The following is a 12,329-nucleotide window of genomic DNA, read 5'->3' on the forward strand; positions in this document are numbered from 1 at the left end:
CCTCTCCACGAGTACCCATAATTATTTTATCTTACCAAAATACTTTCTCCCATGAATGTAACAGGGTCTCCCTGTAAGATAATAAAAACCACCTGCAATCTTAAAAGCAGGTGGATTCTGATTTCCAAACATTATGCCCGGCTAAAGTTTCTTCGATAAGCATAATAAATTATTATAAAATTTTTATGAAAACTTACAGCGTTACACCACCTGCAATTTTTTCATTGATTACATAATAAGCCATGTTTTCTTCCGGTTTGATGTATAAGCGAATGGATTTGATGGATGATTCTCTGTGTCCTTCTGACACATAAGCCTGTTTTGCTCTTTCCAGAATCTCTTTTGTGAAAATTTCCTGGCCATGGAACTGAAGATAGATTTCTTCTATTTTTTCTGTTTTGGCCTCCCCTTTCTTTGCGGGAGCTTTTTTAGCAGTTTTCTTTGCGGGAGCTTCTTTCTTCACGGTCTCTTTTTTCGTTTCTGCGGTCTTCTGAGTCTCTTCTGCTTTTTCTGTCGTCTTTTTTACCTCTTTTACTTCTGTGTCAACAGCACTTTCTTTTGCTTCCGCTGCCGGCTTTGCTGTTGCCTTTACCGGAGTTGCTTTTACCTCTTTCTTTTCGATTGCCATCCTGGTTTCCTCCCTGATTTTTTACTGACAGACTAAAAATTTTTCCATTGCCAACAGAGCTTCTTCTTCATCGCTTCCATCAGCCACTATATTAACAGTCATTCCCTTTGACGGATTAAATGCCATGATTCCCATAATACTTTTCGCATTGATTCGTGCTTCATTGTTCTCCAGCCTGATTTCACTGTCAAACTGACATGCCACCTGCACCAACTCTGCAATTGGATTGCTGTACTCTTTAGCTACATTAGATACAATAATTTTCTTCTCGCTCATCTTATCTCTCTTTCCCATGTAATACTATCATGCCAGCCGTTTCCCTGTGTCATATACCTTTATAAATATACTCCAACGGCTTTTCTTTTTCAAGTGCTTTTCTGCAAAACTGGTAATTTCCACTGAACTGCCATCCTTTATCCGAGAAAAACTGAACAATTTTTCAAACATTTTTTCCTTGACAATCCTGATTATCTCCCTAAAGTACCAGTTTTATCCCTGTTTGCAGTATGCTTTATCTACCTGAATTACCACATAATGGTTTTCCCCCAGCAGCGCGCAGGCTCTCTTCTGTATCTGCTCCGTTAAATCCTCATCGCTCATTTCATATTCATACGGAACCACCACATCAAAAATCAGGTTGGTGTGGGTAGGTCCTGCAACCACCCGAAAATCATGCATGGTAATCACATCATCCATGTCATGAATCAGCTTTTCCACCTTATGCTTCAGCTCCAGAATATGTTCATCTTCCGTAACTACCGGATCCATATGAATGACCGCATCGCAATGAAGGTTCCTGCGCAGCTCTCCCTCCACGTTATCCACCACATCATGAAGTTCCAGAATATTTCCTTCTGCCGGAACCTCTGCATGAAGGGAAATAATCAGTCTGCCTGGGCCATAATCATGCACCAGCAGGTCATGAATGCCGCAGATTTCCTGATGTGACAGTACGGTTTCCTCAATCCTGTGAACCAGATCTTCATCCGGCGCCTGCCCCAGCAGGGGATTCAGTGTCTCCCTGGCCGCGCTGATTCCTGCATAGAAAATGAATATTCCCACCAGCACACCGCAGTACCCGTCAATCTGAACCTCCCAGATTTCTCCCACAATGGCTGCCAGCAGCACCGCCGTTGTGGCGCAGGTATCGCTCAGACTGTCTGTGGCTGTGGCACGCATGGCCGCAGAATCCAGCTTTCTGCCAATCCTGTAATTATAATATGCCATGTATAATTTTACCAGAATAGAGAAAAATAAAATTGCTGCCGTCAGCGTCTGAAATTCCACCGGTTTCGGATGAATAATCCTGGAAACCGAATTCTGAACCAGTTCAAAAGCCATAAGGATAATCGCTCCGGAAACAATCAGCCCTGCAATATATTCTATTCTGCCATGTCCAAAAGGATGACCCATATCCGGTTTTGCTCCTGCCATTTTAAAGCCCACCAGCGTTACACAGGAAGATCCGGCGTCAGACAGGTTGTTAAAGGCATCCGCTGTAATGGCAATGGAATGACTTATGGTACCTGCCAGAAATTTTCCCAGAAACAGCATCAGGTTCAGAAAAATCCCCACCATGCCGCAGAGCATCCCATACTGTTGTCGTACTTTTGGATTTTTTACATCATCTTTGTTCTTTATCCATAAATTTATCAGTATCGTAACCATGTCAGCCCCCTGCAATTTTTCCAATCAGTCAGCCATCCTGTTTCACCGTTTCCTGTTATTATATGAAAACTTTGCTTATTGTATCATAAATAAAACCAAAGGAAAAGTATTTTTTCATGGTATTTTTCCAAAATACATGTTATAATTACTTTCGTATTTTTTTCAGCTGTTCAGAAGCCCCAGGCTCCGGACATATCTGATCTGTCCGGCCTTCTGTTTCCGCGGCTTCTGAGCTGTTACCATTTTTTTGGAAAAGGAGAGTAAATTTATGTTGGAAAAATTTTTCAAACTGGAACAAAACAACACTACGGTAAAAACTGAAATTATAGCAGGATTTACCACCTTCATGACAATGGCATACATTCTGGCTGTGAACCCCAATATTCTGTCTGTTGCCGGTATGAATCCCAGCGCAGTGCTGATTGCCACAGCTCTGGCTTCTTTTATGGGTACACTGCTGATGGCCCTGCTTGCCAACTATCCTTTCGCTCTGGCTCCCGGCATGGGACTGAACGCCTACTTTGCCTACACAGTTGTTGTCAGTATGGGTTACAGCTGGCAGGTAGCTTTGTTTGCTGTATTTGTGGAAGGTGTTCTTTTTATTATTTTATCCCTCACCAATGTACGTGAAGCTATTTTCAATGCCATTCCCATGACTTTAAAATCAGCTGTAGGCGTTGGTATCGGTCTGTTTATCGCTTTTATCGGATTACAGGACGCCAAACTGATTGTGCACAGCGACGCCACTCTGGTAACCTACCAGACCTTCAAAGGTGATACCTTCCATTCTGTCGGTGTGGGCGCAATCCTTGCCCTGCTGGGTGTGCTGATTACTGCTGTTTTACTGGTAAAGCAGATAAAAGGCGGTATTCTTCTCGGTATCCTGATTACCTGGGTTCTGGGTATCCTCTGTGAACTTACAGGTATTTATGTACCTTCTCCCGATGCCGGTATGTATTCTGTCATTCCATCCGGTATCGTAAGTCTTGATTTTTCTTCCTTTAAAGAAACTTTCGGCGCTGTGTTTACCGTAGATTTTGGCACTCTTAAAATAGGAAACTTTCTCATTATCATGTTCTCCTTCCTGTTTGTGGATTTATTTGATACCCTTGGAGCTTTAATCGGTGTTTCTTCCAAAGCGGACATGCTGGATGAAGATGGAAAACTGCCTCAGATTAAACCGGCTCTTTTGTCTGACGCTATCGCCACCTGTGTGGGCGCCCTGTTCGGTACCTCCACAACCACCACTTATGTGGAAAGCGCTTCCGGCGTAACCGCAGGGGGACGTACCGGGCTTACTTCACTGACCACAGCACTTCTGTTCCTGTTATCCGTTATTTTCTCCCCCTTATTCTTAAGCATTCCGTCTTTTGCCATTGCGCCTGCTTTGATTATTGTGGGATTCTACATGATGGGTTCTGTTATGAAAATTGACTTTGAAGATATGGCAGAAGCGATTCCGGCCTTCCTGTGCATTATTGCAATGCCGCTGGCCTACAGCATTTCCGAGGGAATTTCCATCGGCGTTATTTCCTGGACTGTTATCAATCTGCTGACAGGAAAAGCCGGAGAAAAGAAAATCAGTATTCTGATGTATGTACTGACCATTCTGTTTATCCTGAAGTATATTTTCTTATAAAACATCTGAAACAGTATATGGATGAAAGAACAAACCGTCCAGGTCCCACATGAGTGAGGGACCTGGACGGTTTGCTGCGCCGCGTGCGGCCGCTTTAGCGTGACAAGGTCTTTCCTGGATAAGATAAAAAACGCTGCTTTCCAGACAGATAATGTTCTGTGAAGCAGCGTTTCTATTTCAGTCAGTCTGACTGCATATGATTTTCTCCATAAATCTCCCAGGCAGGATAAGGCCGGTCAAAATGATACCCCAGTTTTTCTGCCAGCCCCACAGACCACAGATTCTGGGCATCCCAGCTTGGATACCAGCCACGGTCCAGGCATTCCAGAATGAGTCTGGCTCCGCACACAGAGGCCAGGCCTTTTCTCCGATGGGACTGTTCCGTCCCGATTTCCACTTCAATTCCGCCCTGATAAACCGTATAGGAGGAGGCCCCCGCCACCAGTTTTCCCTGCCGCAGCACTGCTGCTCCCAGCCCCCGCCTGTGATATTCTTCATAATCGGCAAACTGAGAGGTGAAGTCTAAAGCCCAGGGCAGATTCCGGGTCTGACTGAACACTTCCTCGTCTATGAGTTTTACTTCATATTCCGGTTTCAGGGTATTTACAATCTCTTCCAGCTTCTTCCGGTCAAAAATCCCCGGTTCCTTTTTGATGGCATACCGTTCCACCCGCCTGCAGCGGCTTCCATAAGCCTTCTCTATTTCCTCCGCCCAGCTTTCTCCTGTCTCATCCAGAGGCGGCACCATAATCAGAAATTCACGGCTTTTACTTCCCACTTCCTCCGTCACCAGTTCTCTGTCCGGTTTTCCTGCAAAAAAGCAGAAATCCGCCAGAAGGATTCTGGCAGAATCGGGCTGTATGGGAGAGTCTGCCCAGGCTTCTCCCATACAGCCCTGCAGACAGGACCAGATCAGGGATTCCTGCCATCCTGCAAACAGCGGACTGATACATTCCATATGATCCTTTTCTATTCTGTAAATACTCATCTGTACACCTTTCTCATAATTACCAGGGAATAATATTCCGCCTTTCCTGCAGGCAAAAATTGAATGCTAATTTTCAGCTTTAAGAAATACCCCTTCTCCTTTACTGTAAACCTGCACTGTTTTAAACCCACAATTGTAAAAGATTTCCCTCAACTCTTTTTTGCTGTATATTCTTACATCTCCGCTTTTTGAAAAGGGAAACCAAAATTTATTTGCTATAAATCTGACCACTGCTCCAAAATCAGGATCAGCCATATACACTGTACCGTTTTTCTTCAAGACCCTTTTACATTCATTTAGAAACCCTTGCGGATTGTCAAAATGATGGAATGCACAACATACAGTTATAATATCAATACTTTCATTACTCCATTCAAGCGGATAGCATGGTTTTACCTCAAAATTTATATCAGGATACCGCATCTTTGCAGAACAAATCATGTTCTCAGATATATCTATTCCATTTGCCTGGATGTTTGCTTTCTTCGATAATTCCCGCAGCAAAGTTCCATTTCCACATGCAACATCAAGGACAACATTACCCTCATGCAAATCTATAGTGTCAGATAATTCCATAATATGAAATCTTGTATATCGTCCTTCCCTTGACGCATCATATTCAGATGCTATTTTATTGTATGCAATTCTTGATTCTTCTGTTTTCTTATTCACGTAATTTCCCCGCTCCTGATTTCTCTATTTGATTATATCACTTCCATTCACTGTTTGCCATTATAAAGAAGAATGCGCATAGCGCATTCTCCGCGCACGAGCGGATTGCGCAGCAATAAACAGCAACCCTGCGAGCTGCGCATCATTACTGGCAATAGTATTATTTTTGTAAAACTCTGTTCTTAAATCATCCATCTTACATTCCTCAATATCATTAAGAATATTGTCAGGCGGAATATCCGAAACTTTTTCACGTGTCTGGTGAAATCCAAGACGCAAACTCGTTTCCTAATTTCTAACATAAGATACTTTTATGTCTTTTTTATCCTTTTATTTACTTATATTACACGGATTTTCCTATCCTATTTTTCGTTTTCGATTTTTTAGAAGCAAAATAGAAGCAGCGTATTTTTTAACCTCTGCCATTATCTTACATTTAACAGCTCTTCCATTTTTCCTTGTATATAATCAATATCTGGAAAAATCAGATGAATCCCTCTTCGATACATCGCTATCACTTCCCGTAAATTAACAGTCAATTCCCTGTTCAGTTTGCTGTGTATCATAATAGGGTTATTTTCAATCGTATGTACGTGGTCAAAGAACTTCTTTATAATTGGAAAGGCATTTTGTATTAAAAAAGCATTGTCCCTTCCTGCAAATTTTCCTATTATGATTGTATTGCACTTTCCGTATCTTTTTATTTTCTTTTCGATAATAATTTTATATTTGTCCACTTGGGAACTAATCGGAATCATCCAATACAATTCTTCATTTTTGGTATCTTGAATTGCTAAAAAATGTGGTCGGTAATTTCCGTTCTCTTTATTTCCCATCAAATATTTATCTTGAACGAAATCAAAAAATTCATCTTTGATATGATAAGAGTACCCTTGCTTTATTTCCATCGTTTCTCCTTAGAAAAAATCCCCATCAAAAAATGACGGGGATTTATGAACGAACTATATTACTTATATCCCACCTATACAGCAAGTGGCAAGCATTTACATACCGAATTATTTATACCCCACACCATCGGCAAGTGGCAAAATTACCTGCTATGTTTCTTTTACCCCGTCGCATAGCCAACGGCAAACATTTACCTTTACCCATAGTATAGCAGAACTGCAAGAAATTGCAATCACTTTTTATCATTTGATTTCTATCATTTATGACTATCTCTATAGCAATCGTCTTTTTCTCACCTACACTATGTACTTTTTATTATATTCAATAAAATCACTAAATTACCCTGCAAAGCTCTTACTTTTGTTCGTTACTCCTCAATCTTGTAGCCACCGATAACTCTCAAAATCTAATCTTCCCTACAACCATTCTATGTTAAAATCATTGTACAACGAAATTCCCGTTAATTTCTGCCTATTATATATCACTCATAAATATCATGAATCTCACTGCCCATTTATTCAGTTACGCAAAAACCATATTGGCACACTCTTTCCTACTTTTCATTAAAAACTGGCTGTCCTCAAGCACTGAACCCTTTCACATACTCATTTCTAAGTTTTTATGACATTTTTATCCCTTGGTTTTATCAGTATTTTCTACCTTCTCCTCTGTTATACATTCATGAAACAAAGACCATGCATATTTAAATCCAAGTCTGAATAAAAGTTCATCATTTCTGGAACAATAACACAAAATATAATCTTCTAACTTCCGATAATTCTCATAATCCAATTCTTCCATCAACCATGTTATATTAAAATCATTGTGCATCAAGGTTTCATTAAATTCCCAACTATTTGTATACCGCTCATAAATGTCATGAATTTTACTATTCGTTTCATCTAATCCCATTAAATATGCTTCTTGTTCTGTATCCCGCTTTCCAATTTTAAGCAAAAACTCACTTTTATCAGACATTTCTATCCCAAACAACCATTTGTTCTCATGTAACTGTTCTACTTCTGCGATAGGCAGGCCTGTCTTTCTCATGCTTTTTAACAGCATGGAAACAAAACTTTCAATATCCATCATTTTTCCTCTCTATTGAAACAAAACATTTATTTTTATTGTTCTTACACGAACAATGTCGTTTCACCTATTTTAATGCAATAATGAAATTAAATCAATAGAAAGGGGCGAAAAAATGATAGTGTATGACAGATTGTGGAAAACTATGGAAAAAAAGGGGATTTCACAATATTCACTTATTCACGACTACAACATAAATGAATCACAGCTAGACCGTTTTAGAAAAAACAGCGTCATAAAAACAGTCACGATCGACCGTTTATGCAAAATCCTGGATTGTAACGTGGAAGATATTTGCCAATATGTAAAAGATGAACCCAAAGAGTAAAGGTATATTTTAAATTTAAAATTATATACCTTTATTTTTTTGCACAAATATTGTTCGTACACGTACAATATTATATTTCCGAATCTCATGGAATAATAGTTATATACTTTCCAGAAAGGAACGACTATGATTGTATATGACCGTTTATGGGAAACCATGAAGAAAAAGGGGATTTCACAATATGCACTTATTAAAGATTACCATATAAACGAAGCACAGCTTCACCGCCTGAGAAAAAATAAGGTAATAAAAACGATTACCCTTGACCGCCTTTGTGAAATACTGGATTGTGAAGTTGAGGATATTTGCCAACACATCAAAGGCAATCCTAACGAAGCATAGGGGCACTTTTTTTAAATGCCCCTTCTTGCACCATCCGAAAACAATATGTCAGGAAAATCAAGTATTCCCCAAAACAAACTTTTCTAATTCTTATACATACACCAACTCTTTCAGCACAATTTCCTCTGCTGTGTTCCTCACATTATTTACAAGTCCAATCCACTGCATAAAATCCGTTGATTTCAATTCTTCTGTAATTCCTGCACTGGCTTTCATCTGCCCCGCCAAAGATTCTATCCTCTCGTGGCATTCCTCGTCAACCTCATGCAGATGCCTATGAAGTTCCCCTGCCAGCAGCATCCTAATATATTCCCATCTGCGGCAAGTTTTCAGATATTCCCACCGCATCAGACCGTATTTGCCGATATTGTATTGCCCTTCCTCTGGCAGTTTTAAATCAGGGTAATAGAGACCATCTTCCCCAAGGGTATATCCTATGCCATTTTCCCCAGTAATATATTTTTCCAATCCTTTTACCTTTTCCATCTTCCAATTATCTCCTTATCTGTAATGTCTGTTGTCATAGCTTCTCAAAAGCTATATCTGTATGGGCATATGTACCGCCGTATCGTCCAGATTTTGATATAATACCGATTGCGTCAGTTGCTTTTATCCACTGTTGCGGTGTCAATGTAAATGCATTATCTCCCGACTCCGCTTTAAACCTATCGAATTCGATAGGTTTAAAATTGGGATTATGAATCTGTTCCCACAAACCCCAAAATGAGATTGTGGAATGATTACGCATCCAGTTCGCAACCACTTCCTTTAGCACAGATTATCCCTTATATGACAGCATATACAGCAGACACTCTTGCAGCAATTTCTCTGGATTATGTTCCAATTCTATTATCGCTTTCATTTCCTCTTTAGCCTTATACGGAATATTGTTATTATTCTCAATAATCTTTTTTAAAACTTCCTTTATTGCTTTTTCATCTAAATTACCAGCCACTTACACATTCCCTCCCCATCACATTACAACCGACAAACCATGATGTATTCTTCTTCGTTTTCGTCAATGACCTCAAAACCTGCTTTCCGATACATATGAACCGCATAATTTACCTTCTGCACAGAAAGAGATGCCTGCTTATATCCTTTTTCTCTCAAAAATTGCAGCATAGCTCCCATAAGTGCTGTACCAATGCCCAAATTCCTGTATTCCTCATACAGTGATATGGCAAATGAGGGCGTTTTATCATCAATATGCCCGTAATCATTCATAATACGCACCCATACTGCACCTGCAATCTTCGCTTTTGTTTCCACAACTAAACACCAATCATCTGGTTTACCAAAATCTGCAATATATACTTGTAGCTCCGGCTGTTCTATAATAGATTTTGGTGGCTTATCCATGCCCTCTGGAATAAAAATTGCTTCATATAAAAAAACAGATAATATTGGATATTCATTTTTTTTAATTTCTCGAATTTTATAATCCATGTCTATATAAAACCTCACATCTGCCCAATTCAACAAACGGGAATCTATCTATTTTCCATAATCAATTCTTTGCACTTCCATTCTTCACCAAGAATACAATATTTTTCTGTTGTATCAAGAACTACACCGCTAAAACCAACTGCTTTATAACAGTAATAAGCTGGAAGATTATTCTCAAAAACACCCAATGATACTTTTTTTGCTCCATATATTTCAAATGCAAATTTTAGACCTAGCTGAAGCATAGCTTTTCCACAGCCTTTTCCTCTCTTGTGAGGATTTACAATTACAAATCCAAAGCGTAATTCATCCAATGATTCATCAAGGTTCCTTAGTGTAAAAAAGCCAACAATTCCTGTTTCATCAAATGCAGTAAACGGCATTAGAGATTCAACAAAACAAAATTCTTTTTGTGTTATAGGGTAATTACCGAGTATACCTGCTGTCCATTGATAAAATGCTTTTTCATCCTGACACCACGATAATATCATATCTGCATCCAACTCTTTATATGGTCTTATTCTAATCATATGTTTTTCCTCACAAACTCCGCTTTCTCAGTCTAATTTCTTTTTCTAAGTATACACGAAATTATAAGATTTTTCGATTCTCCGAACTGCCTTTGCTTAATTGAGCGGCACTCCCACATACCGCAGAAGTGCCATATATCACTTATGAATAGATTAACTCATTCTCGATAATTGCTCCGACTTATCTATAGCAATATTTAAGTATTTTCGTAACAAATCTGTCCATCAATCACTTTAATATTTTAACAACTATAATTTAGAAATGCATTTGCAAAACTAATAAAACAACTTCGTATAATCTGTCCGGGTATCCGCGATATGGTAAATATAAACTACTGTACCAATCTGCTTATAAATGGCAACATGCTTTTCACATATAACCATTCTGTATCCCTGCTGATTCAGCCATTCATCTGGTGTTAAAGAACCTGAATCCGGAAACTCCTCCAAACGTTCTACCACATTCAATATATGGTCACTTACTTTCAAAGCCGTTTCCACATCAAACTGTACCAGATACCAATCCTCGATACGTTTTAAATCCTCCCACGCAACAGGAAGGATTTCCACCTTATATGCCATCTGCCCTCTCCCTTAACCGCTTTCTGGCCTCTGAAACGCTGACTGTCTCGGCTCCATCCAGCCGCTCCTGTTCTGCCTGAAGCACCTTCGCACGAAGCTGTAAAATCTGTTCCCGCCTTTCAAAAGCCTCTATACTCATGAGAACCAGATCACCCTCACCATTTTTAGTGATATATATTGGCTCTTTTGTTTCTTTTGCCATATTAGAAATCGTTGTATAATCATTTCTTAATGATGCTGATGCTTTTATAATCATCCATATCACCTCGTATCATTTTTTTGATATAATTATATCTCTATTATTACCTTTCGTAAAGTATTTTCACAAATTTTAATTTACACCTGACACAAAACATCTCTCTCATCTTTTGTTTCATTTCAAAATACAACTCAAGGACACTATAAATAGTTATTACAAACTATCTATTCCATCAAAAAAGAGCCAACCGATATATCAAAAAGTATATCAGATAACTCTTTTCATCATCCTAAATTGTTTCTTCTTCCGTGAAACCCCCTAAATCCCTCATATATACTACACTGAGGGCAACAGACATTCATTCTGGATTTTTCTTTGCCCACAGTTCTATGATTGCTTTGTCCGCTGCCACAGCACTAACAGTAACAATAAACCTTTTCCTACCAAACATTCGTAAGAAAGCGTGTACCTGTTTCATCATCCAGTGATACATCGGAAAACAACTCATCATTTTCATTCTGTGAAATCTTTCACATACTCCAGCACAAACTCAGAAAACCATCTGCCCTTTTCCGGATAAAAAATACTGTCATGGCGGATATGTTCCGTCCTCAGGCTGTTCTCCGCCAGAGCAATGTCTGCTTCCTCCAGCATGGAAATATCAAACCTGCTGTCTCCCGCCGCTATCACCAGGGGGGAATGTACCCGGTCCCGGAAACGTTTTACCCCTTCCCCTTTGCTGAGTTTCCTGGGAAGTATGTAAATTTTCTCTCCATGAGAGCTTATCTCCACCAGTCTTTCATCCAGCCGTGTCTTAAGTTCTGCCATGGTTTCTTTTGGCCCGGCGCTTTTGGTAAATACGAAAAGCTCTTCAATATTTCGCACTTCAAAGGTTACCTGTTCATCTCTTTTCAGAAGCTGTTCTGCCAGATACAGTTCTTCCCGGCAGTCTGCCATCAGCGCCCTGGACTCCTGATACCAGTCTTCGTCCCTTTCCCCGTTTATCAGAAGAACGCCTCCGTTGCATACCAGTGCATATTCCGGCGGAGACGTTCCAAATGTAATTCTCTGATACTGTTCCACCGTTCTGGTGGTTGTGGGCACAAACAGCACCCGGCTGCGCACCTGCTTAAGCAGGCGCCAGGACATTTCCGTCATAAAGGAAATGTCCCTGCCCTGATACTGTTCCACCCATTTTCCCGGAACATCCATTCCGCGTTTATAAGAATAAATCAGCGTATTATCCAGATCTGCATGAAACACTGTCATCGGTTCACCTGGCTTCGTATGAAATAATTCCGTCACT

Annotated in this window: 18 protein-coding genes and 1 pseudogene; 3 read left to right on the forward strand and 16 right to left on the reverse strand. The window is 39.8% G+C overall.

The genetic code is table 11. The features are described 5' to 3' along the window. Positions 1 to 193: 193 nt before the first annotated feature. From C805_RS21375 to C805_RS21385, 3 genes are all read right to left on the reverse strand, one after another. Positions 194 to 628: a DUF6465 family protein gene (locus tag C805_RS21375; RefSeq protein ID WP_016216105.1), complete on the reverse strand. Its 435-nt coding sequence runs from the start codon at positions 626 to 628 to the stop codon at positions 194 to 196. 21 nt (positions 629 to 649) lie between these two features. Then, the gene (locus tag C805_RS21380) at positions 650 to 904 is read right to left on the reverse strand and encodes an HPr family phosphocarrier protein (protein ID WP_016216106.1); all 255 of its coding nucleotides are present in this window, start codon (positions 902 to 904) and stop codon (positions 650 to 652) included. A 213-nt stretch (positions 905 to 1,117) separates the two neighbouring features. Then, complete coding sequence (locus C805_RS21385) at positions 1,118 to 2,320, reverse strand: cation diffusion facilitator family transporter (RefSeq protein WP_371197673.1); 1,203 nt, start codon at positions 2,318 to 2,320, stop codon at positions 1,118 to 1,120. A gap of 244 nt (positions 2,321 to 2,564) precedes the next feature. Here C805_RS21385 and C805_RS21390 point away from each other — a divergent pair, with 244 nt between their 5' ends. Then, a complete protein-coding gene (locus C805_RS21390; RefSeq protein WP_016216108.1) occupies positions 2,565 to 3,935 on the forward strand; it encodes an NCS2 family permease in 1,371 nt (456 codons plus the stop codon). 181 nt (positions 3,936 to 4,116) lie between these two features. On the opposite strand, the gene C805_RS21395 is transcribed toward C805_RS21390, so the two are convergent. The 5 genes from C805_RS21395 to C805_RS21415 form a co-directional block, all read right to left on the reverse strand. Then, positions 4,117 to 4,923 carry a GNAT family N-acetyltransferase gene (locus tag C805_RS21395; RefSeq protein ID WP_016216109.1) on the reverse strand — a complete coding sequence of 269 codons (807 nt, stop codon included), beginning with the start codon at positions 4,921 to 4,923 and terminating at the stop codon, positions 4,117 to 4,119. Positions 4,924 to 4,989: 66 nt separating this feature from the next. Continuing rightward, on the reverse strand, positions 4,990 to 5,595 hold the full coding sequence (locus tag C805_RS21400) for a class I SAM-dependent methyltransferase (RefSeq protein WP_016216110.1): 606 nt from the start codon (positions 5,593 to 5,595) through the stop codon (positions 4,990 to 4,992). 60 nt (positions 5,596 to 5,655) lie between these two features. Continuing rightward, on the reverse strand, positions 5,656 to 5,874 hold the full coding sequence (locus tag C805_RS21405) for a hypothetical protein (RefSeq protein ID WP_016216111.1): 219 nt from the start codon (positions 5,872 to 5,874) through the stop codon (positions 5,656 to 5,658). A 146-nt stretch (positions 5,875 to 6,020) separates the two neighbouring features. Beyond that, positions 6,021 to 6,503: a type III toxin-antitoxin system CptIN family toxin gene (gene cptIN, locus C805_RS21410; RefSeq protein WP_016216112.1), complete on the reverse strand. Its 483-nt coding sequence runs from the start codon at positions 6,501 to 6,503 to the stop codon at positions 6,021 to 6,023. Between the two features lie 631 nt (positions 6,504 to 7,134). Continuing rightward, on the reverse strand, positions 7,135 to 7,596 hold the full coding sequence (locus C805_RS21415) for a hypothetical protein (RefSeq protein ID WP_081640361.1): 462 nt from the start codon (positions 7,594 to 7,596) through the stop codon (positions 7,135 to 7,137). 112 nt (positions 7,597 to 7,708) lie between these two features. Here C805_RS21415 and C805_RS21420 point away from each other — a divergent pair, with 112 nt between their 5' ends. Both C805_RS21420 and C805_RS21425 read left to right on the forward strand, forming a co-directional pair. Further along, positions 7,709 to 7,921, forward strand: a complete 213-nt coding sequence (locus tag C805_RS21420) for a helix-turn-helix domain-containing protein (RefSeq protein ID WP_016216114.1) — start codon at positions 7,709 to 7,711, stop codon at positions 7,919 to 7,921. Between the two features lie 126 nt (positions 7,922 to 8,047). After that, positions 8,048 to 8,263 carry a helix-turn-helix domain-containing protein gene (locus C805_RS21425; protein WP_016216115.1) on the forward strand — a complete coding sequence of 72 codons (216 nt, stop codon included), beginning with the start codon at positions 8,048 to 8,050 and terminating at the stop codon, positions 8,261 to 8,263. 90 nt (positions 8,264 to 8,353) lie between these two features. Here the strand turns inward: C805_RS21425 and C805_RS21430 are convergent, their stop codons facing one another. The 8 genes and pseudogenes from C805_RS21430 to C805_RS21455 form a co-directional block, all read right to left on the reverse strand. Next, positions 8,354 to 8,749 carry a TnpV protein gene (locus C805_RS21430; RefSeq protein ID WP_016216116.1) on the reverse strand — a complete coding sequence of 132 codons (396 nt, stop codon included), beginning with the start codon at positions 8,747 to 8,749 and terminating at the stop codon, positions 8,354 to 8,356. A 43-nt stretch (positions 8,750 to 8,792) separates the two neighbouring features. Next, positions 8,793 to 9,026: pseudogene (locus tag C805_RS0106500) on the reverse strand (KilA-N domain-containing protein); the annotation flags it as partial. Between the two features lie 15 nt (positions 9,027 to 9,041). Then, entirely contained in the window at positions 9,042 to 9,218 is a 177-nt protein-coding gene (locus C805_RS26850; protein ID WP_016216117.1) for a hypothetical protein, read from the reverse strand. Between the two features lie 23 nt (positions 9,219 to 9,241). Further along, on the reverse strand, positions 9,242 to 9,712 hold the full coding sequence (locus tag C805_RS21435) for a GNAT family N-acetyltransferase (RefSeq protein WP_016216118.1): 471 nt from the start codon (positions 9,710 to 9,712) through the stop codon (positions 9,242 to 9,244). 44 nt (positions 9,713 to 9,756) lie between these two features. Beyond that, positions 9,757 to 10,242 (reverse strand): GNAT family N-acetyltransferase, encoded by a 486-nt coding sequence (locus C805_RS21440; RefSeq protein ID WP_016216119.1) that lies wholly within the window; start codon positions 10,240 to 10,242, stop codon positions 9,757 to 9,759. A 276-nt stretch (positions 10,243 to 10,518) separates the two neighbouring features. Continuing rightward, positions 10,519 to 10,824, reverse strand: a complete 306-nt coding sequence (locus C805_RS21445) for a type II toxin-antitoxin system RelE/ParE family toxin (RefSeq protein ID WP_016216120.1) — start codon at positions 10,822 to 10,824, stop codon at positions 10,519 to 10,521. Further along, positions 10,814 to 11,080, reverse strand: a complete 267-nt coding sequence (locus C805_RS21450; RefSeq protein ID WP_016214568.1) for a type II toxin-antitoxin system prevent-host-death family antitoxin — start codon at positions 11,078 to 11,080, stop codon at positions 10,814 to 10,816. The genes C805_RS21445 and C805_RS21450 overlap by 11 nt, the downstream gene beginning before the upstream one ends. A gap of 456 nt (positions 11,081 to 11,536) precedes the next feature. Next, positions 11,537 to 12,328: an HAD hydrolase family protein gene (locus C805_RS21455; protein ID WP_016216121.1), complete on the reverse strand. Its 792-nt coding sequence runs from the start codon at positions 12,326 to 12,328 to the stop codon at positions 11,537 to 11,539. Between the last annotated feature and the right edge of the window lies 1 nt (position 12,329).

The sequence above is a fragment of the Eubacterium sp. 14-2 genome (genome assembly GCF_000403845.2).
Lineage (GTDB): Bacteria > Bacillota > Clostridia > Lachnospirales > Lachnospiraceae > Petralouisia.